The sequence below is a fragment of the Nonomuraea helvata genome (genome assembly GCF_039535785.1).
GTDB classification, from domain to species: domain Bacteria; phylum Actinomycetota; class Actinomycetes; order Streptosporangiales; family Streptosporangiaceae; genus Nonomuraea; species Nonomuraea helvata.
In genome coordinates this window covers 962,606-984,861 of the sequence record NZ_BAAAXV010000008.1, presented here as the reverse complement: position 1 = coordinate 984,861, position 22,256 = coordinate 962,606, and the positions used below count along the sequence as shown (strand labels likewise).

Here is a 22,256-nt window from a genome sequence, read left to right as displayed (position 1 = left end):
AGCAGGAAATGAGGGCCGCACCGGGTTCCGGTGCGGCCCTCCTCACGTGCTGGTGCTGAACGGGCCTCCCGAAAACCAGCACACCCGCCCCGTAGGGCGGGTGTGCCGGCTCGGGTGCGGGCAGTTTGGACCCGGCGGTAGTGAGGTCAGGTGGCGCGGGACAGCGAGTGCGGGCGATGGGCGACGCGCTTCAGCCGGATGCGGTCCGGCGGCCGGGGCACGGGCGACAGCTCCACCACCCGCGCCCCCTCCGGCAGGTGCCGCAGGTCGTGCGTGATCAGGAGCGTCGTCCGGCCGGCCATGAGCCGCAGCAGCGGCCGCATGACCTGCGTGGCCGTGGCCTCGTCCAAGCCGGTCATGGGCTCGTCGAGCACCAGCACCGGTGTGTCGCGCAGGATGGCCCTGGCGATCGCGATCCGCTGCCGCTGCCCGCCGGACAGGAGCCGGCCGCGCTGTCCCACCGGCGTGTCGTACCCCTGGGGCAGCGCCTTGACGAAGTCGTGCACGCCCGCCGCCCGAGCCGCCTCCACAACCTCGTCGAGCGAGGCGTCGGGCCGCCCGTAGGCGATGTTGTCGCGTACCGAGCCCGAGAACAGCAGCATCTCCTGGTGCAGGACCGTGACGTTCTCCCGCAGCGACTGCCGCGTCAGGCCCCGGATGTCGGCCCCGTCCAGCAGGATGCGGCCCGCGCCCGGGTCGTAGAACCGCAGCAGCAGCTTGACCAGCGTGGACTTGCCGACCCCGCTGGGCCCGGCCACGACGACGACCTCTCCGGGCGAGGCGGTGAACGACAGCTCCCGCAGCACCTGCCGTCCCCGCCTCGGGTAGGCGAACCCGACCCGGTCGAACTCGACCAGGCCGCGGCTCCTGCCCGCGGACACGGCGCCGGCGGCGTCGGTGACGGCGGGTTCCACCCGTAGGATCTCGATGACCCGGTCGGCCCCGGCGGCCGCCTCGGACACCGTCAGCGCCAGCTCGCCCAGTGCCTGCACCGCCGGATACAGCAGTGCCAGGTACGCGGCGAAGGCGAGCAGGCCGCCCAGCGTCAACCGGCCGGCGGCGATCTCCCATGCGCCGAACCCGAGGATGACGATCAGGCAGACGGTCTCGATGACCTGGACGGCGGGGCCGTACAGGCTGGACAGCCAGGCCTGGGCCATGTTGGCGCGCAGCCATGTGCGGCCCTCGCCGTGCAGGCGCCGCGACTCGGTCTGCTGCCGGTTGTACGCCTGCACGAGTGGCTGGTTGGCCAGCCCCTCCTCCAGGACGCTGTTCATGGCGCCGTTGCTGGCGCGCTCCTGCGCCGCGGCGGTCCTGAACCTGGCCGCGAACGCCCTGGAGACGACCAGGAACAGCGGGATCAGCGCCATCGTGACGAGCGCGAGGTCCCAGCGGATGAAGAAGGCCGCCCCGGCGAAGAACACCACGCTGGCAGCGGTGGTGAGCGCCTTGACCAGCCCGGACCCGACGAGCTCCTCGATGGCCTCGATGTCGTCGGTCAGCCGTGCCATCAGGTCGCCGAGGCGCCGGTTCTCCGAGAAGTCCGGCGCGAGCGTCTGGACGTGCGCGTACACGCGGTCGCGCAGGGCCAGCAGGAACCGTTCCGCGCCCAGCGCGGTGACGTACGTCGCCACGAACGACGTCACCCCGGCGACCGCGGCCAGCCCCAGCCAGGCCAGCGCCGGAACCCAGAACTCGGCCAGCCGCCGGGTGGCGAGCACCTCGTCGGTGATGTGGCCGAACAGGCGGATGGCGGCGACCTCGCAGAGCGCGGCGAGGACGGCGAAGACGACGCCGGCCGCGAACAGCCGCCGCAACCCGCGGGTGTCCGGCCAGAACTCGCGGAAAGTCCGGCGAAGGGAAATCGCCGGTGCGAGTTCGCGGCCGGAGACAGTCAATGAGAGCCGACGGCTGTGCCGCCGGCCCTCAAGGGTGTTGTTCGACACCCTCACCTAGCACCCCCACCACTGTCGGCGGCAGCACCCGCCGTCCCACCACCTACGGCGCCAGCAACGCCTGCGGCGGTGACAGCCCCAACCCTGCTGGAAGTCGACGCGTGCGAGCTGAGTGCCGGCCATGATTCCTCCCCCGTTTGGCGACTTGCACAAATCGCACGTTATCACCAGATTTGCGATAAAGCAGTTGAATTCGACAATTCCAAAGAGATTTGACCGGCAGAACCAGAAGACAACGGCCATTCAGCGCACCCGTTAAATCACTTGTAAAAGAACACAACCGCTAAACGGAGTAACGGGAACGCCAAAGATGCTTGTCAGAACTGGTTCCAAGGTGTAGGTCGCCCGATACTTTGGTCCGATGGATCCGGAGGGCCACGGCCGGGATCATCGACGCATGGCATTCATCGGCGTTCTTCTCATGATCCAGGGCTTCGGCGGCCTCATCGCCGAGCATGTCTTCGGCCAGAGCTTCGGCCTGCTGCACCGCTGGCTCGACGGCACCGCGCTGACCATCTCGAGCGCGGTGACAGGCGTCGCGGGCCTGGCGCTGACAATCTACGGCGTGCGCAAGGAGGAGTCCTAGAGGAGTCCTAGCGGCGCCGGGGGCCTTCAGAGAGGCCCGGTGGCCCTCAGAGAGGCCGGGCCGGCCTACGGGGAGGCTGGAGGACGCCCGCCGGGCGAGCGGCGCCTCCAGCCGTGTGCTCAGGTGAGCGAGGAGTAGGCCACCACGCCGCGCCGCATCCCGTCGATCGCCTTGCCCGCCGTCTGCTTGATCTTGCTGCCTGCCGGCGCCGCGTCGCCGAGCTGGCTGAGCAGGTCCATGAGCTGCTTGATCCACCGTACGAAGTCGCCGGCCGCCAGCTCGTTGCCGTTGACGCCGTCCCTGAGCACCGCGTCGAGGGTGTGCCCCTTCGTCCACCGGAAGGCCGCCCAGGCGAACGCCATGTCGGGCTCCCTGATCGTGGAGAGCCCGTGGTCGGACTCGATGCCCTCCAGCTCGCCCCACAGCCGGACCATCGCCGACAGCGCCTCCTGGGTGTGCCCGGCGGGGACCTTGGGACGGCGCGCGTCGTCGGACGCCCGCGACTCGAACACCAGCGCCGACACGCACGCCGCCAGCTCGGCCGGGTCGAGCTCCTCCCACAGGCCCTGGCGCAGGCACTCGGCGGTCAGCAGGTCCAGCTCGGTGTAGATGCGGCCCAGGCGGCGGCCCTCGTCGGTGACGGCCTCGCCCTCGAGGTAGCCCAGCTGCTCCAGCACCGAGCAGATGCGGTCGAACGTACGCGAGATGACATGCGAGCGGCCCTCGACGCGGCGGCGCAGCCCTTCGGTCTCACGCAGCAGCTTGTAGTAGCGCTCGGCCCAGCGGGCGTGGTCCTCGCGCTCGTCGCAGCCGTGGCACGGGTGCTGGCGGATGCGCCGGCGCAGCTCGTTGACCTCCTCGTCCTCCACCGTGTGGTCGCGCGCCCTGACCGGCTTGCCCAGGTCGCGGTCGCCGATCTTGGCGAGCAGCGTGGAGACGAGGTTGGCGCGCTCCTTGGGCGAGCGGCCGTTGAAGTTCTTCGGGATGCGCAGCTTCTCGAGGGGCTCGACCGGGACGGGGAAGTCGGAGGGGTCGAGCTTCTTCACCTGCTTGCCGATGGTCAGCACGAGCGGGCTCGGCCCGGTGTCGGCGCCACGGCCGCGCGGGTTGCGGCCGGGGTCGAGCACGATCGCCAGCCCCGCCCTGCGCCCGCCGGGCACCCGGATGACGTCGCCCGGCTCCAGCGCCTCCAGCGACCGCACGGCGGCGGCCCGGCGCGCCGCACCGCGCTGCTTGGCCAGCTCTGCCTCCCGGTCGGTGAGCCTGCGGCGCAGCGCCGCGTACTCGGGGAAGTCGCCCAGGTGGCAGGTCATCGCCTCCTGGTAGCCCTCCAGGGCCTCCTCGTGCTTGCGCAGCTGCTTGGCCAGCCCCACGACCGCCCGGTCGGCCTGGAACTGCGCGAACGACTCCTCCAGCAGCGTCCTGGCGCGCTCCCTGCCGAACTGGCCGACGAGGTTGACCGCCATGTTGTAGGAGGGCTGGAAGCTGGAGCGCAGCGGGTACGTACGCGTGCCGGCCAGGCCCGCCACCGACAGCGGATCCATGCCCACCTGCCACAGCACCACCGCGTGGCCCTCGACGTCGATGCCCCGCCGCCCGGCCCGCCCGGTGAGCTGGGTGTACTCGCCGGGCGTCAGGTCGGCGTGGGTCTCGCCGTTCCACTTGTCGAGTTTCTCGATCACCACGCTGCGGGCCGGCATGTTGATGCCCAGGGCGAGCGTCTCGGTGGCGAACACGGCCTTGACCAGCCCGCGCGTGAACAGCTCCTCCACGACCTCCTTGAACGCCGGCAGCATCCCCGCGTGGTGCGCCGCCAGCCCGCGCTCGAGGCAGTCACGCCACTCCAGGTAGCCCAGGACGGCCAGGTCCTCGTCGGGCAGGTGCGCGGTGCGCTCGTCCACGAGCTGCCTGATCTCGTGCTGCTCGCGGTCGGTGGTGAGCCGGATCCCGGCGTACAGGCACTGCTGGACGGCGGCGTCGCAGCCGGCGCGGGAGAAGATGAACGTGATCGCCGGCAGCAGCCCCTCGGCGTCGAGCTTCTCGATCACCTGCACCCGGTCCGGCGGCCGCGAGCGCTGCGGCCGGCCGTAGCCGCGCCTGCCCCGGCCCGCCATCAGCCGCTCGGCGTCGCGCGTCACCCGCATCAGCGTGGGGTTGATGCGCAGCGTCAGGTCGTCGTTCATGAACATGTCGTAGAGGCGGTTGCCGACCATCATGTGCTGCCACAGCGGCACAGGACGGTGCTCGTCCACGATCACCGTGGTGTCGCCGCGCACCTCGCCCATCCACTCGCCGAACTCCTCGGCGTTGCTCACGGTCGCCGACAGCGCCACCAGACGCACCGACTCCGGCAGGTGGATGATCACCTCTTCCCAGACCGCGCCGCGGAACCGGTCGGCCAGGTAGTGGACCTCGTCCATCACCACGAACCCGAGCCCGGCCAGCGTCGCCGACCCGGCGTAGAGCATGTTGCGCAGCACCTCGGTGGTCATGACCACGATGGGGGCCTCGCCGTTGACGCTGTTGTCGCCGGTCAGCAGGCCGACCTTGGCGGTGCCGTAGCGCTTGACCAGGTCGTTGTACTTCTGGTTGGACAGCGCCTTGATGGGGGTGGTGTAGAAGCATTTGCGGCCCTGCTCCAGGGCCAGGTGAACGGCGAACTCGCCGACGACCGTCTTGCCCGACCCCGTGGGCGCCGCCACCAGGACTCCGTCACCGGCCTCCAGGGCTCGGCAGGCGTCCAGCTGGAAGTCGTCCAGCTCGAAGTCGTAGAGACCTCGGAACGATCTCAGCGCGGCCCCGTCGTCCCCATGTCTCTGACGGAAGGCCGCATAGCGTTCCGCTGGCGTTGTCATACCCGCCAGCCTACCGAAATCGCCATTCCGGTCGGTCCCACCGTGCTCCGCAAGGTCATCCGGCTCCCCCGGGCCACCCCGGCCAGGCGCCTTTACAATGTAGATCTCAAACGAGCACGCGCAGCGCTCCGGGGCGCACCTCGCAGTGCACCGGCGCCGATCCCACGCGCTCACCGTCGGCGTAGGCGACCACGTCGGGAGCCTCCAGCCGCACGCTGCGCACCCGCCGCACCGACACCGCCGGATGCCCCACGTGCGTCCCCCGGTACACGCTCGGGAACACCCGCACGAACTCGGCCTTCGACACGGCGTCCAGCATCATCACGTCCAGCAGCCCGTCGTCGGGCCGCGCGTCCGGGCACACCCGCATGCCCGCCCCGTAGGAGCGCGTGTTGCCCACGGCGACCAGCATGACCTCCCGCTCGACGACCTCGTCCTCGTCGAGGGTCACCCGGAACGGGATCGGCCGGAAGGACCGCAGCTCCTGCGCCGTGGCCAGCACGTACCGGCCCATGCCGGGCGGCCAGGTCAGGCGGTTGGCCCGCTCGTTCACGCGGGAGTCGAAGCCGCAGCACATCACCCCCGCGAACAGCTCGTCGGCGGATCCGGCCACGATCCGGGCGGCGTCGAACAGGCGCGGCTTCATGCGCAGCACCGTGCGGGCGGCGGCGACGGGGTCATCGCAGGGCAGCCCGAGCGCGGCCGCGATGTCGTTGCCGGTGCCGGCCGGGATGATGCCGAGCGGCACGCCGGTGCCGGCCACGGCCTGGACGGCCAGGTGGACCAGCCCGTCGCCGCCGAAGGCCACGAGCGCGTCGGGGCGCTCGACCACGGCGGTGCAGGCGCGTTCCAGCGCGTCGGCGGCGTCGTCGCCGACGATCACCGACAGCTCGGCCCCTCCGGCACGCAGCCGCCGCGCCACGGGCTCCAGCAGGCGCACCGTGCGGCCGCCGCGGGCGGCGGGGTTGACGAGCAGGGCGAGTTGAGGGGACACGCCCGGAACTTATCGCCTATCGCGCCGAACCGGAATCCTCCCCGGGGCGCTCGTCATCGAGCGAGGCGGAGTCCTCAACCAGCGGCGAGGCCTCGTCGTCGGACAGATGGGAGAAGTCCTCGGTGGCGGGCATGCGCTTCTCGCGCATGTACATGAAGAACTCGGCCAGGAAGTAGAGCACGACCATGGGCGCGGCCAGCGCCATCATCGTCAGCGGATCGCCGCCGGGCGTGATGACCGCGCCGAAGACGAACATGGCGAAGACCACCCAGCGGCGGTGCTTCTTGACCGTGGCGTGGGGAAGCACGCCGATGATGTTGAGGAACACCAGGAGCAACGGCAGCTCGAACGAGACGCCGAAGATCACGATCATGATGAGTACGTAGTTGACGTACTCGTCGATCTGGATGACTGGCAAGGTGTCGCTCGGTGCGAACCCGAGCAGGATGGCCAGGCTGGTGTCCATGATCACGTACGCGAGCACGGCGCCGACCCCGAACAGCGGGATGGCCAGCCCGAGGAAGGCGATCGAGTAACGCTTCTCGTTACGGTAGAGGGCCGGGGTGACGAAGGCCCAGATCTGGTAGAGCCAGACGGGTGAGGACACGAGGACGCCGACCAGCGCCGAGATCTTCAGTGTCAGGAAGAACGACTGGAAGATGCCGCCGTAGGTCAGCGTGCACTGGCCTGGGCGCAACTGCTGGGCTTGCGGCGTCTCGCAGAACGGCTCCTTGATGAACGCCCAGACCGGATCGAAGAAGATCCACCCGATGATGATGCCCACGACGACGGCGATAGCCGCGATGAGCAGCCGGTTGCGCAGCTCGCGCAGGTGCTCCATGAGGGGCATGCGGCCCTCGGGGTCAGGCGCGGGCTGGCTTGACCGTTTGAGCAGCGCCATCTAGCAGTCCAGGTGACGAGGAGGGATGGGGGTGGTCAGGCGTGCTTGTCGGCCTGGGCGGCGCTGGCGCGCAGCTTGGCGGCCTGCTCCTCCAGCTGCCTGGCCTGCTCCTCGACCGAGAGCGCGGGCGGGGCCTGGATCTGCGGCGCGGGCTGCGGCTGGGCGGGCTGCGGCTGAGCGGGTGCCTGTGCCTGGGCCTGGACGGTGTGGGTGTCGTCGTCGTCCTCGCGCAGCTTGGCCGTCTCGGACTTGAAGATGCGCAGCGACCTGCCGACGCCGCGGGCCATCTCGGGCAGCTTCTTGGCACCGAACAGCAACACGAGCACCAGCGCGATGATCAGAAGTTCGGGAACTCCGAGATTCGACATGAAACGCCCTTTTCTAGCGAGTGCCTGTTTCAGCCACGATCGTACGCTGCCTGGGGCATGGTCTCATCCCCTCGGCCCGTCAATCTGACCCGCCTCGGCTCCAGCTGGGCTGTCGCCTCAGCGATTTCCCCCTTCAGAGTACGTGCCGCCACGACGACCCGGGCACCCGCGATCCCGAGCACCGCCAGCCCGCACACGCCCAGCCCGATCGCCACGTAGATCCACGTCATGACTGGTGAGCGTACAGGGCCAGGGCGCGCTCGGCCTCCTGCCGTACGGTCTCGGCCATCTCCGGCGGCGAGACGACCCGGCCGGTGTCGCCCAGGCGCAGCGCCAGCTTGAGTATCCAGTCCTCGTCGCGGGCCCGCAGCGCCACCCGCAGGCGCCCCTCGCCCAGCTCGGTGACCTGCTCGCACGGGTAGTACTCGGCCACCCACCGTCCGGCGGCGCTGAGCTCCAGCTCGACCAGCTCGTCGGTGGGCGACGGACGGAAGACGCCCCGGGTGACGTCGATGGGCTCGGCCTCCTCCGGCGGATCGGCGGGCACGTCGAGCACGTCCACGCCGAGCATCCGGTCGAGCCTGAACAGCCGCATCGCCTCGGCGCGGTAGCACCATCCCTCGAGGTAGGTCCGGCCGTCCACGACCACGATCCGCATGGGGTCGACCTCGCGCGGCGTCACCTCGTCGCGCCCCGGCACGTAGTAGCGCAGCGACAGCCGCCGTCCCCTGGTGAGCCCTTCGCGCACGCGCGGCAGCGCGTCGGGGGCGGCGTCCACGTCGACGGCGAGCTGGCTGCTGACGGTGGCGGCGCCCTCGCCCGCGGCCCGCTCGAGCTTGGCCGTCACCCGGGGCAGCGCGTCGCCGGGCACTTCGGCGAGCTCGGGGGTGGCGGCGAGCATGCGCAGGGCGACCAGCAGCGCGCTGGCCTCGTCGATGCCGAGCCGCAGCGGCCTGGCGATGGTGTCGGCGTTGTCGATGATGATCTCGCCGCCGTCCCAGGAGACGTCGATGAGGTCGCCCGGGGTGTGGCCCGGCAGGCCGCACATCCACACGAGCTGCAGGTCGTCGATGAGCTGCTTCTCGCTCAGCCCGAACACCGCGGCCACCTCGCCGACCTGCGCCCCCGGATGGGACATCAGGTACGGCACGAGCGCCAGCAACCTCGGCAGCCTGTCAGCGGACCCACTCATGCGTCCTCCTTCGTCGGTCGCATGAGTGACCACTGCTGCGTCCATTGGTTCGTTCGCTGCGCTCACTCACGATGCTGCTGCCCCTTTCAGTCGGCGGATGACGGCCTCGCGGGCGTCCGGCGGCTCGACGACCTCCACGTCGGCGCCGAGGCTGGCCATCCAGCCGGCCAGGCGTTCGGGGTCGAAGAAGGACAGCTCGGCCTCGTCCCAGCCGCCGTCGCCCGCGCGCACGGCCGTGGCCAGCTGGCGCAGCCCTTCGCACGTCCCGCGGCGTACGCGGATGACGGCCACGCGCTCGTCCGGCGAGTCGTCGGGAAAGCCGACCATACCCCGCAGATCCACCCCTTCGGGCACCTCGAACGCCCCCGCCTTGCCCAGGACGGTGACCTGCCCAGGGATCCGGCTGAGCCGGAAGACGCGCGGCGCCTGCCTGCCGCGGTCGAACCCGGCGAGGTACCAGCGGCCGTTGCGGCTGACCACGCCCCACGGCTCCACGGTGCGGGCGCGCACGTTCTCGCTGCCGGCGCTGCGGTAGTCGAAGCGGACCGCGCGCCGGTCGCGCACGGCGTCCCACAGCGCGGGGAAGGCCGGGTCGCGGGTGTCGACGCGCAGCTCCAGCGCCCCGGCGCCGAGCGGCTGGTCGGTGGCCACGCCGCCGGCGCGCAGCTTCAGCAGCGCCCCGGAGGCGGCCTCGGCCAGGCTGGCCCGCTGCCACACCTGCGCGGCCAGGCCCAGCACGGCGGCCTCGTCGGGCTCCAGGGTGATCTCGGGCAGCTCGTACGACTGCCGCTCGATCCGGTAGCCCGGCTCGTCCTCCCAGGGATCGCGCACCACGTCGATGGGGATGCCGATCTCGCGCAGCTCGTTCTTGTCGCGCTCGAACATGCGCTGGAACGCCTCGTCGCCGTCGCGGTCGTAGCCGGGCACCACGTGGCGGATCTGCTCGGCCGACAACGGCCGCCGGGTGGCGAGCAGGCAGATAACCAGATTGAGCAACCGTTCCGTCTTCCGGCGCGACATCTGCCTCACTCCTCCTGCATCGACGCTACCCTGCCCCCGTGATCAGATGGCGCAAGGGCGAGGTTGTACGGATCCGACGCGAGTGGCCGGGAGCGGTGGAGCTCGACGTCGCCGTCCCCGAGGGGGAGTGCCGGGCGCTGGCGTATCCGCCGTTGGTCGGCCGCCCGGAACCCGGCGACGAGGTGCTGCTCAACACGACCGCACTCGCGATGGGTCTCGGTACGGGAGGTTACGCCATGGTGGTGGCCGTCCCTAACCGTTTGCCGCAAGATCCTGCGGGTCCCGGGCACCTGGTGAAGGCCAGGTACACGCCGCTGCAGGCCACCGTGCTCGGCGCCGACGAGCAGGACTCCCCGCATCACGAGCGGTTGCGCGAGGCCGACTCGCTCGACGGCATGCCCGTCGTCGTGGCCGACCTGCACTCGGCGCTGCCGCCCGTCCTGTGCGGCCTGTACGCCGACCGGCCCGGCACGCGGGTGGCGTACGTGATGCAGGACGGCGGGGCGCTGCCGGCGTGGTTCTCGATGGCCGCGGCCCGGCTGCGGGAGATCGGCTGGCTGGCGGGCGTGGTGACGGTCGGGCAGTCGTTCGGCGGGGACGTGGAGGCGGTCACCGTCCACACCGGGCTGCTGGCGGCCAAGCACGTGCTGGAGGCCGACGTGGCGGTCGTCGCGCAGGGCCCCGGCAACCTGGGCACGGGCACCCGGTGGGGCTTCTCCGGCGTGTCGGCCGGCGAGGCGGTGAACGCGGCGGGCGTGCTGCTCGGCCGGCCTGTGGCGGCGCTGCGCGTCAGCGAGGGCGACCAGCGCGAGCGCCACTACGGCGTCTCACACCACTCGCTGACCGCCTACGGCCGCGTCGCGCTCTCCCCCGCCGACGTGCCGGTGCCCGTGCTGCCCGGGGACTTCGGCGAGCGGGTCAGGGACCAGGCCGAGCTGCTGGCCGTGCGGCACCGCCTGGTGCCGGTGCCGGTGGACGGCCTGCACGAGGCGCTGCGCGAGTCCCCGGTGCGGCTCTCGACGATGGGCAGGGGTCTGGAGGAGGACCTGGCCTACTTCGTGGCCTCGGCGGCGGCCGGCAGGCTGGCGGCCTCGCTGCTGTCGTAGGAGTCCTTGAACGTGAACGCCTCGGGGCTCGGGCCTTCGGCCTTGAGGCGTTCCAGCCGCCGCATGCCCTCGGCCAGGGTGGGGATGTGGCCCTCGGGGATCCACCACATCACCATGTACGGCTCGGCCATGCGCAGGAACCACTCCCTGCGCCGGCGCAGCACGTCCAGGTGGGCGCTGCGGTAGACGTAGTTCCACAGGGTGTCCAGCGACTCCCACACCGAGAAGTTGATCAGCAGGTGGTCGCCGTACTCGTGGATGACGGTGGCGGTGGGGTCGTCCTCGCTCTCCTTCAGCCGCCACACGAACCCCGGCGCCTCGTCGGCGAGGGCGTTGATGGGCTCCAGGAGTGCGACGAACTCGGCGAGCTCGGGGCTGTCGGTGGGCGCGCGGAGGTGGGCGAGGTTCATTTCGGCGAGATGCATGACGCTCAGCACACCATCAGCCGCCTTCTATGTCAATATCCGTTTGTTTTAGAGTGACGCAGCACTCCCCCGGCCGCGGGTCGAGCGCGGCCCTGGCCGGGTCATCGCCGAGGCCTTCCAGCAGGCCCTGGCACAGGGCCAGGTTCATGGAGCACACCAGCAGCGGCTGCTCCTCGGCCAGCACGTGGAAGGGGCAGTTGCGCAGCCGCAGCGCGCCGCCCTCCTCGTACGGCTCGTAGCCGCGCGCCTCGAGCACCTGCCCGACCGGCTCTCCGGCGTGCTTGCCGGCCATCCTGGCGCCCGCCGCGCGCGCGGCCTGCTCGGCCTGCTCCTCGGCGCCCAGGGCGTCCACGACTCCGGCCAGGACGGAGGCGAGCGCGGCGTAGTCGCGCGGCGGCAGGCTCACCGACCGCTCGCCCCTGGCCCTGCGATAGACCTTGGCGGGCCGGCCGCTGCCCGGCCCCTTCTTCTCCTGCGGGCGGAAGCCGCTCTCGAGCAGCCCGGCCTCCACGAGCTTGTCGAGGTGGTGGCCCGCCAGGGTCCTGGACACGCCCGCGGCCTCGGCCGCCTCTCCCCTGCCCACGTCGCCGCCGCGGGCCGCGACGACCGCGTACAGGCTGCGGCGGACGGGGTCGTGCAGAAGGGCCAGCGCGTCGAGGTCGTCGCTACTCACAACGGGAGTCTATGAAAGCTTCCGCTCAAGGTGCTTGTAGGTGCAGGCGCGGCTGGGCCTGATCTCGGCGTCGCCGTACTTCCGCCAGCACGCGCCCTTCTTGACGACCCAGATCTCGATCCACTCCGGAGCGTGGTAGCGGCGGTGGACGGTCCCGGCGTTACGCAGCAGCCGGGCGGCCACGACGCGTGCCCCGGCCTTGGAGGAGGCGGAGGCGTGCAGCCACGTCCGCCCGGCGTCCCCGCCGATGACGCAGGGCTTGACGCCTTTGCAGAAGGGGGGATTGGCGGTGGCGGAGACAGCGGGCGCCACACCGAGCAGGACGGTTAAAGCGGACGATATGACGATGAATGCACGGATCATGGGGTCCATCGTGCCTCAGTACGCGGCCAGCACGTCCACGACGAAGACCAGCGTGTCGGAGGCCGTGATGCCGTGGGCGGGGTCGCCGGCAGTGCCGTACCCGTAGGAGGGCGGCACGATCATCAGGACCCGGCTGCCGGCGGGCACGCCCACCAGGGCCCGGTCCCAGCCCTTGATCACGCTGCCGTCGCCGATCCTGAACGCCTTCGGCCGGCCGGTCGTCCAGGTCGTGTCGAAGACGCGGCGGCTGCTCCAGAGCGCGCCCTCGTACTGGGCGACGACGAGCTGCCCCGCCTGCGTCGCGTGCCCGTCGCCCCTGGCCAGCACCTTGACCGCGAACGCGGCGGGCGGCGGGCCGGTGGGCACCGCCAGGGCGGGCCGGGCGCCGCCGGTGACGCGCACGCCGGCCAGCGTGCCGCCGCCCGCCTCGAGCGAGGCGCCCGTGGGATGGGCGCCGAGGACGTCGACGACGTACAGCAGCTCCTCGCCCGGGCCGGCGCCGCCCGTCCGGGGCGGGACCGCGGCGACGACCCTGCTGCCCACCCGGTGGCCCCGCAGCGCCCCGCCGAGCCCCTCGCCCGCCGGGAAGGCGGCGGGCGTGCCGCGGTCGAAGGTGGAGTCGACCAGGCGGTTGTCCTTGCCGTCCCAGACGTGCGCGGTGTACTGGACGATCGCCACGTCGTCCGCCGCGAGCGGCGGGCCGGCGCCGGTGGCCGGCTCGTCCACCTGGAGCCCGGCGGCGGGCCTGCCGCCGGTGAAGGCGATCGTCGGCCTGGCGCCGAACGGGCCGCCCACTGTCACGTCGAGACCGCCCACTGTCACGTCGAGACCCGCCGCCATGTCCGGGCCGCCCGCAGTCGCCTGCGGGCCGCCCGCGCAGCCGGCCAGCAGCACAAGGGCCGGCAGCAACGCGGCGGTACGGCGGCGGCGCATCGTTCCTCCCAGGCGGCCGGGGTGGCTGGCGATGCTACCGCCTTGCCGCAGCCCGCGTCAGTAGGCCGCCAGGACGTCCACCACGAACACGAGGGTGCTCTTGGCGGGAATGCCCTGCTGCGCCTGGTCACCGTAGCCCAGCGCCGGCGGGATGCTCATCACGACCCGGCTGCCGACCGGCACCCCGGCCAGGCCCTGCTGCCAGCCCTGGATGACGTTCCCGAGCGGGAACTCGGCCGGCTGGCCCCGCTCCCAGCTGGAGTCGAACTGCTTGTCGGTGCCCCAGATCTTGCCGGTGTAGTTGACGGTGAGCGTCTGGCCCGGCTGCACCTTCGGGCCGGTGCCCTGGATCAGGGTCTTGACGACCAGCTTGTCCGAGGGCTTGTCCTTGGTCTTCGTGGAGAGCGTGGGCGGCTTCTCCCCGCCCGGGCTCTCCACCTTGACGCCCTTGATGCTCTCGCCGGTCTCCTTGCCGGCGGCGGCCTTCAGCGGCGCCGGCGCGGTGCCGACGACGTCGAACACGAACACCTTGGTCGGCTCGGCCGGCGCGGTCGCCTGCTGCTGCGGGGCGGAGTCGCTCGCCAGCACGGCCAGCAGCCGGCCGCCGTGCTTGACCTTGGTGAAGCCCTCCTGCAGCACCTGCGGAATCTGCTCGTTGACCGCGATCGTCTCGGGCCGCTTGGTGTCGTAGGAGGAGCCCTGGACGGCGTTGCCCTTGCCGTCCCAGTTGTAGACGGTCAGGTTGACGATCACGCGGTCGCCCGACTTGATCCCGTTGCCGGCGCCCGGCTGGATGACCTCGTACGAGGACTTCGTGGCGGGCGTGCCGGAGGGGAAGGTCACCGTGGGCTTGCCCCCCACGTTCCCGGTGACCTTGACCCCCGACCCCGACGCACCCGGCCCGCCGGACGCGCCGGTGCTCGCGCTGTCGTCGGATCCGCACGCGGCGGCGAACAAGATCAAAGGCACGGCAGCCAGTACGGCCAGAGCGCGGCGCATGGGTTTCCCTCGGAAAGACGGCAGATTCGCGTCACCCTATCCGACTTCCGGGTAGGCCCGAGGTAAACGCCGAGCTACATCCCTGCTATGAGCTTGTCCACCCTCTCGTCCACGCTGCGGAACGGGTCCTTGCACAGGACCGTGCGCTGCGCCTGGTCGTTCAGCTTGAGATGCACCCAGTCGACGGTGAAGTCGCGCCGCTTCTCCTGCGCCTTGCGGATGAACTCGCCGCGCAGCCGCGCCCTCGTGGTCTGCGGCGGCACCGACTTGGCCTCGAAGATCTTCAGGTCGGACGCCACCCGCTCCACCGAGCCGCGCTTCTGCAGCAGGTAGTACAGGCCGCGCTTGCGGTGCACGTCGTGGTAGGCCAGGTCGAGCTGGGCCACCCGCGGCGAGGACAGCGGCAGGTCGTACTTCTTCCGGTAACGCTCGATGAGCTGGTATTTCGTCACCCAGTCGATCTCCCGCGAGACCAGGTCGAGGTTGCCGGTGTCGACCGCGTTCAGCGTCCGCTCCCACAGCTCCAGCACCCGGTGGGCGATGGCGTCGCCGCCGCGGCGGTCGACGAAGTCCTTCGCCTTGGACAGGTATTCCTGCTGGATCTCCAGGCTCGAGGCCTCTCGCCCGTTGGCCAGGCGCACCCTGCGCCGGCCCGTCATGTCGTGGGAGACCTCGCGGATGGCCCTGATCGGGTTCTCCAGCGACAGGTCGCGCATCACGGTGCCCGACTCGATCATGCGTAGCACCAGGTCGGTGGCGCCGACCTTGAGCAGCATGGTGGTCTCGCTCATGTTGGAGTCGCCCACGATGACGTGCAGGCGGCGGAACCGCTCGGCGTCGGCGTGCGGCTCGTCCCGCGTGTTGATGATGGGCCTGGAACGGGTGGTGGCGCTGGAGACACCCTCCCAGATGTGCTCGGCCCGCTGCGAGACGCAGTAGACGGCGCCGCGCGGCGTCTGCAGGACCTTGCCGGCCCCGCACACGATCTGACGCGTCACCAGGAACGGGATCAGCACGTCCGCCAGCCGCCCGAACTCCCCGTGCCTGCCGACCAGGTAGTTCTCGTGGCAGCCGTAGGAGTTGCCGGCCGAGTCCGTGTTGTTCTTGAACAGGTAGATGTCACCGGCGATGCCCTCTTCGCGCAGCCGTTTCTCGGCGTCGACCAGAAGGCCCTCGAGAATGCGCTCACCCGCCTTGTCGTGGGTGACGAGCTCGATGACGTTGTCACACTCGGGTGTTGCGTATTCAGGATGGCTGCCCACGTCCAGATAGAGACGTGCGCCGTTGCGGAGGAAGACGTTGCTCGATCGGCCCCAGGACACGACCCGCCGGAACAAGTAGCGCGCGACCTCGTCGGGCGACAGCCTGCGCTGCCCCCTGAACGTGCAGGTCACACCGTACTCGTTCTCCAGCCCGAAGATGCGACGATCCATCACCTCACACTATGCCCATGGATCCATGAGCGGGAGGGATCTTCCCAGGTGTTTTCGCTTCGCGCCCCGTTCCCGCGCCCGCCCCCACGGGGCGCGGGTCGTCGCCGCTCGCGATCAGGGGGTATAGATCTCCTGAACTTTGACGATTTTTCCCTTGTACACGGTGATGAGCGAGGGATGGCCGTGGGCGTGGTGCCGCTTGAGCAGCACACTCCTCGAGCACCGCTTGTTGCCGAGGCCGTTGTTCCTGTTGACCGTCATGTCCCCCATCGACGCCTTGCAGCCGTACGCGGACAGGTAGACCACGTCCTTGGCGATGGGCGAGGCGTACGCCATGACGTCGCCCTTGGGCGGGCCGACGAAGAGGCCCTCGGTCTCGGTGCCCTTCTTCCACTTGATCGGCTCGTACTCGGCCACATCGCCCCGGATGAGGGTGATCCAGCCGCGCAGGATGCCGTTGTGGCGGGAGTGGATCCCCTTGGTGAAGTCGTGCTTCGGGTCCGCCTGGAAGGTCGTACCGAAGGTCTTGGGCGCCTTGTAGTCGGGGACCGCGGCCGCCGCCGTCGCGGCCTGGGCCGCCGCACCCGAGCTCAGCACCACGGCCACGGCGGCACCGGCCGCCAGGAGGCCACGCATGGGAGTGTTCACGGATGCTGAGATCCTCGGCAATCCTCTGAAGTTCTCCCAAACCATTGTGAAACAGATCACACTACGCCACAGCTGCGGCACCGGACGCCGCCGCACCGCACCTCGTCACACCGACGCCGACCCTTGGGAGGGGTCGCGCACCCGATCATCACGCCCCTGAACCCGGGCGCCAAACGCCGCCACGCACACCCGGCGCCCACCACGGCACCGGGACAGCCCTGTAGCGGGCCACGGACAACGCGAAGACCCGCCACCTCTCCCGTAGCGGGTCCGAAAACACCGTCAGGGGCCGCCGTGACGGCCCCTGACGGTGTGCAGCCTGAAGACGCCTGAGGCGCGGACCTACAGCGGCGAGGAGCCGTCGTCCACGTCGCCGTCAGGGGCCGTCGGCGGCGGCGTGTCCCCCGACGCAGAGGGAGCGGCGGGCGCCGACGGAGTGGACGGAGCAGACGGAGCAGACGTCTGGGCCAGCAGACGCTCCAGGCGCGCGCCCGTGAGACGGAGGAACTTGCGGTGCTCACGGTTGCGGTCGAGCACCGCGACCTCCAGCTGCCCCACCGGCGGCCGCTCGCCGCCCGGCTCCGTGAGCGCCGTCAGCGCCACCTCCAGCGCGTCCGCCAGCGACATCGACTCGCGGTAACGCTCCTTGAGCCGCGTGGCCACCGCCTCGGCCTGGCCGCCCATCGCGGCGAAGCCGTGCTCGTCGAAGACCGACCCGTCGAAAGTGAGTCGGTAGATCGCGTCGCCGTCCTTGGTCTCGCCCACCTCGGCGACGACGACCTCCACCTCCAGCGACTTGATCGACTCGGTGAAGATGCGGCCCAGATTGGAGGCGTAGAGGTTGGCCAGGCCACGGCCCGTCACGTCGGAGCGGTCGTAGGTGTAGCCGTTGATGTCGGCGTAGCGGATGCCGCCGAGCCGCAGCTCCTCGAACTCGTTGTAGCGGCCCACGGCCGCGAACCCGATCCGGTCGTAGATCTCGCTGATCTTGTGCAGCGCCCGGGACGGGTTGGGCGCGACGAACAGGATGCCGTCGACGTACTGGAGCACGACGACAGAACGGCCCCGCGCGATGCCCTTGCGCGCGTAGTCGGCCTTGTCCCGCATGATCTGCTCAGGGGACGCATATCCGAAAGGCATGGACACGTGGTGATCCCTTTCTAGCGCAGCGGGGCGATGGGGCCGTCGGGCGAGATCAGGCGGGCCTCGAGCATCTGCTCGACGTACGCGGAGACCTGCTCCTCCGTCAGCCTGCGGAAACCATCGGCGTCGATCACCGACACGATCGGCCAGATCTTCCTGGTGACGTCGGGCCCACCGGTCGCCGAGTCATCGTCGGCGGCGTCGTAGAGCGCCTGGATGAGCGTCATCGCCATGTCGTCGGCCGAGGCGCCGTCGCGGTAGAGCTTCTTCAGCGACCCACGCGCGAAGATCGAACCCGAGCCGATGGCGTCGAATCTCTCCCGCTCGTAAGGTCCGCCCGCCACGTCGTAGCTGAAGATGCGGCCCTCGTCCTTGTCAGGGTCGTACGCGGAGAACAGCGGCACCACCACCAGCCCCTGCATCGCCATGGCGAGGTTGCCCCTGATCATGGTGGCCAGCCGGTTGGCCTTGCCCGCCACCGACATCGTGCGGCCCTCGAGCTTCTCGTAGTGCTCCAGCTCCACGCGGAACAGCCGGGCGAACTCGATGCCGGTGCTGGCCGTGCCCGCGATGCCCATGCACGAGTAGTCGTCGGTGCGGAACACCTTCTCCACGTCGCGCTGCGAGATGATGTTGCCCGACGTGGCACGCCGGTCGCCCGCCATGACCACGCCGCCGGCGAAGGTGGCGGCCACGATCGTGGTCGCGTGCGGAACCTGGTCGCTGATCGGGGTGGCCAGCACCTCATCCCGCTGCGGCAGCAACTCGGGCGCATACGAGCCGACAAACTCCGTGAACGAGGAACTTCCGGTGTTGAGGAAAAGCTGGTTGACCAAGCCGACGGGCAGATCCCTGTGCGATGCCACGCGACTCCCTCCAAACGTCAATGTTCCTAGGGCGACCCTACTCATGTTGCGTCGCTGTCTGCACTTCCCACGATCAGCTCACGGCGAACCCCCACGGACACGCACCGCCGCGTTCCGTGCCCAGATCGTTTCTTTACGGGCGCCGGCCGCCATGCGACCGTCGGTATGTCCGCACGTCCTGAACAGGAGGCCGACATGAGATTACCCAGCCGACCTGCGGTGATCGGGGCCACCATCCTCCTGGCGCTCACGTCCTGCGGCACCGGCACGGAGACCGGCGGAGGCAGCGTCACCCTGACGATCGCGGCCAACTCCATCTCCGGCGGCAAGAACGCCGAGACGGCCGCCTGGATCAAGCAGTGGGTGATCCCCGAGTTCGAGAAGACCCACGCCCACGTCAAGGTGCTCTTCCAGCCCAGCGGCGTCGACGACGAGCAGTACAAGACCAGGATCGCGCTCGACCTCAAGTCCAGGCGCGGCGCCGACGTCATCGACCTCGACGGCATCTGGGTCGGCGAATTCGCCCAGGCCGGCTACATCAAACCGCTCTCCGAGGTCGGCGGCGCCACCGTCGAACAGTGGGAGGGCTGGTCCCAGATCCCGGAGGCCGTCCAGGGCCTCGGCGTCTTCGACGGCAAGAAGTACGGCCTGCCGCAGGGCACCGACGGCCGCGTCCTGTTCTACAACAAGACCCTGTTCACCAAGGCCGGCCTGCCCGCGACCTGGCAGCCCAAGAGCTGGCAGGAGATCATCGACGCCGGCACCAGACTCAAGGCCGCCGGCGTGCCCGTCCCGATCCAGATCAACGCGGGCACCGCCATGGGCGAGGCCACCACCATGCAAGGCCTCCTCCCCCTGCTCGCCGGCGCCGGATCCGAGATCTACACGGCAGGCAAGTGGACCGGCGCCTCCCAGGCACTGAAGGACGCACTCGGCTTCTACCGGCAGATCTACGGCGGCAGCGGCCTCGGCGACCCCAAGCTGCAGCAGGAGGCCAAAGGCCGCGACAAGTCGTTCACCCAGTTCGCCGCCGGCAAGATCGGCATCCTGGCCGAGAGCGACTACTTCTGGCGCTCCGTCGTCGAACCCCGGGCCGGCGTCGCCCCCATGAAGGACCGCGACCAGGTCGTCGGCTACGCCAAGATCCCCGCCAGACAGCCCGGCGGCGGCATCCACGGCCAGGACTTCGTCAGCATGTCCGGCGGCGCCGTACGCGTGCTCAACCCCAACTCCAAGAACCCCGAACTCGCCTGGGACCTGCTCGCCTTCATGCACTCGGCCCCCGCCACCAAGGCGCAGCTGTCCGGCCAGGCACGCATCAGCTCGCGCACCGACGTCAACGACGAGCTGCTCACCGCCGACCCCATGCTCAAGTTCGTCGCCGACGAGGTGCTGCCCATCACCGCCTACCGCCCCGGACTGGCCGTCTACCCCCAGGTGTCGGCCGCGCTCCAAGAGGCCACCGCCGCCGTCGTCAGCGGCAGGAGCCCCGACGAGGCGGCCACCGCGTACCAGGCGAAACTCGAAGGAATCGTCGGCGGCCCGGCCAACATCGGCGGGTGAACGAGCCCCCTGACACCCCACCGGCCAGGCAGGGCCCGGCTCCACCCCGTCCCGGACCCTGCAGGCCCGTCGAAGGCTTCGCGCCGACGACGTGGACCCCGCCCAGCACGGCCATCGGGCGCCCGCGACAACCAACCGCTCACCCCATCACGACATACTGAGAAACATGAGGGACTGGATCCTCCACGTCGACCTCGACCAGTTCATCGCCGCCGTCGAGCTCCTCCGCCACCCGGAACTCCGCGGCAGACCCGTCGTCGTCGGCGGCTCAGGAGACCCCACCCAGCCCCGCACCGTCGCCGCCACCGCCACCTACGAAGCCCGCGAACACGGCATCCACTCCGGCATGCCACTCCGCACCGCACTCAAACGCTGCCCAGACGCGATCTTCCTGCCCAGCGACCCACCCGCCTACGAAGCCGCCTCCACCCGCGTCATGGCCGTCCTCCGCGAATTCCCCGTCCTCGTCGAAATATGGGGCTGGGACGAAGCCTTCATCGGCGCCACCACCGACGACCCCGAAACCCTCGCCGCCGCCATCCAGCAGGCCGTACGCGACCGCACCCAGCTCACCTGCTCCGTCGGCATCGGCGACAACAAACACCAGGCCAAACTCGCCTCAGGCCTCGCCAAACCCGCCGGGATCCACCGCCTCACCAGCGACAACTGGGCCGAGACCATGAACCACCGGCCCACCGACGCCCTCTGGGGCATCGGCGCCAGAACCGCCAAGAAACTCGCCGCCCTCGGACTCCATACCGTCGCCCAGCTCGCCGCCGCCGACCCCGCCCACCTGGCCCGCCACTTCGGCCCCACCAACGGCCCCTGGTACCGCTACCTCGCACTCGGCAAAGGCGAAGCCGAAGTCGTCACCACACCCTGGATCGCCCGCGGCCACAGCCGCGAAACCACCTTCCAGCACGACCTCACCGACCGAACCGACATCGCCCACCACGTCGCCACCCTCGCCACCCAAGTGGCCCACGACGCCGACGAAGCCGGCCGCCAGATCGCCCGGGTATCGGTCAAGGTCCGCTTCACCCCGTTCCTCACCCGCACCCGCCAGTCAAAACTCCCCACCCCCACCACCGACCCGGCCACCGTCGAACAGACGGCCCTCACCATCCTCGACCGCTTCGACCTCACCCGACCCGTCCGCCTCCTCGGCGTCGCCGTCGACTACACCCTCCCGCCCAGCGACGATCAGCCCACCCTCGAGGCCCTGGAATAGAAATCCGCCCGAAGCTCCTCCTCGGCCCGGATCAACTCCCGCAGCTCCTCCTCCGAAACCTCGACCTCGTCGAATTCCCCAAGAGACGCCTCGACATACGAAAGCGCCCGCCACACCACCCCGGGATCATCCCTGAACTGCCCGATCCCGGTATTGCACGGCAAGCACAGCGCATATCGCACATCACCGGTGCGATGACAATGATCCACATGCTCCGGCGGCCGACCCCAGCACACCACACACAAACCGTGCTGAGCCGAGATCATCCGCTCGACATCCTCATGCCGCAATTGATAGCGCCGCGCGAGGTGATAGCTCCTCATCCGCGTGGTTGCGCCAGCGGCACGCTGCTCCGGAAGAATCACGAACTCCGGCCAGAGAATCTCCCCGTCAAGATATAGAGCCGCCGACTCCAGCAGCACGAGACTGTCGCCGAAGTGACCGAGCCCGTTGTTGCAGTTGAAACAGAGAATGCCCCGGACCTGGCCGGTCTCGTGGCTGTGATCGACGAAGGTGCCCGGCACGACCTTGCAGACGGCGCAGAGCCCGCCCTGACGGGCGAGCATGCGCTCAAAGTCGTCCTCAGTGATGCCATAGCGGTAGGTGAGAAGGTAGTTCCGCTCACTACCGTATTTCTTGATTTTGTTCTCGCGCGTCACCACCGTATGACACGGCTTGCAGTAGGCAGTGAGCCCATCTTTGGCGGACCGATTGCTACCGAACTCGGCACGGGGCCTGATCTCACCACAGCGAGGACAGAATTTCTGCCCGTCGGGCACTTCAGCCCGCTCGCGCACGGTCTTTCCCTGTTCTTCCATGCGCTTGCGATAGCTCTGCGTATGACGCCGCCGGAAACAGGCCTTGCAATATCGCGCCAGCCCATCGGCCATGCGCTTATTGCGCCCGAACTCGGAGATATTCTTTTCTTCCCCGCAGTCCGAGCACCGCTTAAACCCTTCCGGCGTTTCCACCGACCCCTCCTTTTCGATGTCCGATTTATTC

22 protein-coding genes are annotated in these 22,256 nt (G+C 69.9%); 4 read left to right on the top strand and 18 right to left on the bottom strand.

The annotated features are described in order from the left end of the window. Positions 1 to 146 precede the first annotated feature (146 nt). Positions 147 to 1,946: an ABC transporter ATP-binding protein gene (locus ABD830_RS32050; RefSeq protein ID WP_344995677.1), complete on the bottom strand. Its 1,800-nt coding sequence runs from the start codon at positions 1,944 to 1,946 to the stop codon at positions 147 to 149. Positions 1,947 to 2,352: 406 nt separating this feature from the next. Between ABD830_RS32050 and ABD830_RS32045 the strand changes: the two genes are divergently transcribed. Further along, entirely contained in the window at positions 2,353 to 2,541 is a 189-nt protein-coding gene (locus ABD830_RS32045; RefSeq protein WP_344995674.1) for a hypothetical protein, read from the top strand. Positions 2,542 to 2,660: 119 nt separating this feature from the next. Here the strand turns inward: ABD830_RS32045 and ABD830_RS32040 are convergent, their stop codons facing one another. The 7 genes from ABD830_RS32040 to ABD830_RS32010 all read right to left on the bottom strand — a co-directional run bounded on the left by ABD830_RS32040 (position 2,661) and on the right by ABD830_RS32010 (position 9,871). Next, positions 2,661 to 5,396 carry a DEAD/DEAH box helicase gene (locus ABD830_RS32040; RefSeq protein WP_344995671.1) on the bottom strand — a complete coding sequence of 912 codons (2,736 nt, stop codon included), beginning with the start codon at positions 5,394 to 5,396 and terminating at the stop codon, positions 2,661 to 2,663. Positions 5,397 to 5,502: 106 nt separating this feature from the next. Continuing rightward, positions 5,503 to 6,390 carry a diacylglycerol/lipid kinase family protein gene (locus ABD830_RS32035; RefSeq protein ID WP_344995668.1) on the bottom strand — a complete coding sequence of 296 codons (888 nt, stop codon included), beginning with the start codon at positions 6,388 to 6,390 and terminating at the stop codon, positions 5,503 to 5,505. Positions 6,391 to 6,406: 16 nt separating this feature from the next. Further along, entirely contained in the window at positions 6,407 to 7,291 is an 885-nt protein-coding gene (gene tatC / locus ABD830_RS32030) for a twin-arginine translocase subunit TatC (protein ID WP_344995665.1), read from the bottom strand. Positions 7,292 to 7,326: 35 nt separating this feature from the next. Beyond that, the gene (tatA, locus tag ABD830_RS32025) at positions 7,327 to 7,659 is read right to left on the bottom strand and encodes a Sec-independent protein translocase subunit TatA (protein WP_344995662.1); all 333 of its coding nucleotides are present in this window, start codon (positions 7,657 to 7,659) and stop codon (positions 7,327 to 7,329) included. 29 nt (positions 7,660 to 7,688) lie between these two features. Further along, positions 7,689 to 7,889: a hypothetical protein gene (locus tag ABD830_RS32020; RefSeq protein WP_344995659.1), complete on the bottom strand. Its 201-nt coding sequence runs from the start codon at positions 7,887 to 7,889 to the stop codon at positions 7,689 to 7,691. Next, positions 7,886 to 8,851, bottom strand: coding sequence for a helix-turn-helix transcriptional regulator (locus ABD830_RS32015; RefSeq protein WP_344995656.1), 966 nt, complete (start codon positions 8,849 to 8,851; stop codon positions 7,886 to 7,888). The genes ABD830_RS32020 and ABD830_RS32015 overlap by 4 nt, the downstream gene beginning before the upstream one ends. A 66-nt stretch (positions 8,852 to 8,917) precedes the next feature. Beyond that, the gene (locus tag ABD830_RS32010) at positions 8,918 to 9,871 is read right to left on the bottom strand and encodes a helix-turn-helix transcriptional regulator (protein ID WP_344995653.1); all 954 of its coding nucleotides are present in this window, start codon (positions 9,869 to 9,871) and stop codon (positions 8,918 to 8,920) included. Between the two features lie 38 nt (positions 9,872 to 9,909). Here ABD830_RS32010 and ABD830_RS32005 point away from each other — a divergent pair, with 38 nt between their 5' ends. Continuing rightward, on the top strand, positions 9,910 to 10,977 hold the full coding sequence (locus tag ABD830_RS32005; protein WP_344995650.1) for a DUF3866 family protein: 1,068 nt from the start codon (positions 9,910 to 9,912) through the stop codon (positions 10,975 to 10,977). On the opposite strand, the gene ABD830_RS32000 is transcribed toward ABD830_RS32005, so the two are convergent. The 9 genes from ABD830_RS32000 to prcB form a co-directional block, all read right to left on the bottom strand. Then, positions 10,923 to 11,402, bottom strand: coding sequence for a DUF3291 domain-containing protein (locus ABD830_RS32000; RefSeq protein WP_344995647.1), 480 nt, complete (start codon positions 11,400 to 11,402; stop codon positions 10,923 to 10,925). The genes ABD830_RS32005 and ABD830_RS32000 overlap by 55 nt on opposite strands. Positions 11,403 to 11,418: 16 nt before the next feature. Further along, on the bottom strand, positions 11,419 to 12,075 hold the full coding sequence (locus ABD830_RS31995; RefSeq protein WP_344995644.1) for a helix-turn-helix transcriptional regulator: 657 nt from the start codon (positions 12,073 to 12,075) through the stop codon (positions 11,419 to 11,421). A 9-nt stretch (positions 12,076 to 12,084) separates the two neighbouring features. Further along, complete coding sequence (locus ABD830_RS31990) at positions 12,085 to 12,438, bottom strand: hypothetical protein (protein WP_344995641.1); 354 nt, start codon at positions 12,436 to 12,438, stop codon at positions 12,085 to 12,087. Positions 12,439 to 12,453: 15 nt separating this feature from the next. Beyond that, positions 12,454 to 13,371 carry an FKBP-type peptidyl-prolyl cis-trans isomerase gene (locus ABD830_RS31985; protein ID WP_344995638.1) on the bottom strand — a complete coding sequence of 306 codons (918 nt, stop codon included), beginning with the start codon at positions 13,369 to 13,371 and terminating at the stop codon, positions 12,454 to 12,456. Between the two features lie 57 nt (positions 13,372 to 13,428). Further along, the gene (locus ABD830_RS31980; RefSeq protein ID WP_344995635.1) at positions 13,429 to 14,340 is read right to left on the bottom strand and encodes an FKBP-type peptidyl-prolyl cis-trans isomerase; all 912 of its coding nucleotides are present in this window, start codon (positions 14,338 to 14,340) and stop codon (positions 13,429 to 13,431) included. Between the two features lie 104 nt (positions 14,341 to 14,444). After that, a complete protein-coding gene (pafA, locus tag ABD830_RS31975; RefSeq protein ID WP_344995632.1) occupies positions 14,445 to 15,803 on the bottom strand; it encodes a Pup--protein ligase in 1,359 nt (452 codons plus the stop codon). A gap of 114 nt (positions 15,804 to 15,917) precedes the next feature. Beyond that, on the bottom strand, positions 15,918 to 16,451 hold the full coding sequence (locus ABD830_RS31970; protein WP_344995629.1) for a hypothetical protein: 534 nt from the start codon (positions 16,449 to 16,451) through the stop codon (positions 15,918 to 15,920). 342 nt (positions 16,452 to 16,793) lie between these two features. Continuing rightward, positions 16,794 to 17,591: a proteasome subunit alpha gene (gene prcA / locus ABD830_RS31965; RefSeq protein WP_344995626.1), complete on the bottom strand. Its 798-nt coding sequence runs from the start codon at positions 17,589 to 17,591 to the stop codon at positions 16,794 to 16,796. A gap of 20 nt (positions 17,592 to 17,611) precedes the next feature. Continuing rightward, positions 17,612 to 18,460, bottom strand: a complete 849-nt coding sequence (prcB, locus tag ABD830_RS31960; protein WP_344995623.1) for a proteasome subunit beta — start codon at positions 18,458 to 18,460, stop codon at positions 17,612 to 17,614. Between the two features lie 195 nt (positions 18,461 to 18,655). On the opposite strand from prcB, the gene ABD830_RS31955 reads away from it, so the two are divergent. Continuing rightward, the gene (locus tag ABD830_RS31955) at positions 18,656 to 20,023 is read left to right on the top strand and encodes an extracellular solute-binding protein (protein ID WP_344995620.1); all 1,368 of its coding nucleotides are present in this window, start codon (positions 18,656 to 18,658) and stop codon (positions 20,021 to 20,023) included. Positions 20,024 to 20,189: 166 nt separating this feature from the next. Then, positions 20,190 to 21,254, top strand: coding sequence for a DNA polymerase IV (locus ABD830_RS31950; protein ID WP_344995617.1), 1,065 nt, complete (start codon positions 20,190 to 20,192; stop codon positions 21,252 to 21,254). On the opposite strand, the gene ABD830_RS31945 is transcribed toward ABD830_RS31950, so the two are convergent. Further along, on the bottom strand, positions 21,227 to 22,225 hold the full coding sequence (locus ABD830_RS31945; protein WP_344995614.1) for an endonuclease VII domain-containing protein: 999 nt from the start codon (positions 22,223 to 22,225) through the stop codon (positions 21,227 to 21,229). The two genes, ABD830_RS31950 and ABD830_RS31945, sit on opposite strands and share 28 nt — an antisense overlap. Positions 22,226 to 22,256: the final 31 nt, after the last annotated feature.